1 protein-coding gene is annotated in these 1014 nt (G+C 46.2%); it reads right to left on the minus strand.

What is annotated here, in order from left to right:
- A partial coding sequence (locus MU846_RS14550; protein ID WP_246954000.1) for a hypothetical protein occupies positions 1–974 on the minus strand: 974 nt, incomplete at its 3' end.
- Positions 975–1014 lie beyond the last annotated feature (40 nt).

Below are 1014 nucleotides of genomic sequence, written 5' to 3' on the forward strand. Positions count from 1 at the left end.
GGAGATTCCTTAGAGCTCCTTTCAATCAAATTCGATCCAGCACTCAATTTTACGATGAACCTGTCAATCTCGAAGAAACTCATCCTGGCTTGGTTGATTGTGAGCAGACGACCTTCAGCATCATACTTATGCCCAATAAACACCCTCACAATTCCGTCAATGGCCTGTTTACTGTTGACAGTCACTTTGTAATTGTATGGCTTGTGGTTGAGGCGGTACTGCCTAGCATAGTACCTGTGGTCAATAAAGTCCGTGGGCTTCTGCATTGGCACACTGTTGGTTATTTCATAGTCAAACATATCAAAGTAAGTCAAGAGTTTGTCAACTTCTACATTCTGGACTGACACACCGTTGAAACCAACTTGGTCATGGGAGTAAGGGTGCTGTTGTCTCTTATAGTGCTGGAAGAACATGTTGATCATCCTTCCCAGGTAGTTGAAGAATACAGGATCTCTGGAAGCTGTGATGGGTGAGGATAGAGCATTGCCAACGTACGTACGGTCGCTTGCTGTTGATGTGACGAAAGTAAGAGCTTCCAGGGCAGAATAATAAGGGGATTGGAAGAAGTTCTTGCTTGGCCTATCAGCTGAACCAAAAACCAGCTTTCCTAGGATTTCCATTCCTTCCTCATTATTCAATGGGATAAGAGTTTTGTTCGATGTTACCCAAAGAGAACCAGCATCGATGGTATCCAGGATTCTTCTTTCGAAGGTCTGTGTCCTCACGACTGCACGACGGTTGAAGTCCTCTGGAATTAGTTTGTCCGGTCTGTTGTACATCGGCTGTCCATTGATATAGGTAACGCGAGGATTGTAACCGACCATGATTGGCGTATCCCAGACTAGAGGTGCTACATTGGGCAGGCCGTGGGCAGCTCTCTCCAGGCTGTACCTGGCGAACAGTTGCTGCAGGATTTGATAGTAGTTCTCTCCTCTCCTCTTGAGCCAGGGAGTGTTGTACTTTTCGGTGGACATCCAATGGGGATTTCTGAATGTGACCTCAGAGAGGTAGTTG

Source organism: Alcanivorax quisquiliarum, assembly GCF_023051175.1.
Lineage (GTDB): Bacteria > Pseudomonadota > Gammaproteobacteria > Pseudomonadales > Alcanivoracaceae > Isoalcanivorax > Isoalcanivorax quisquiliarum.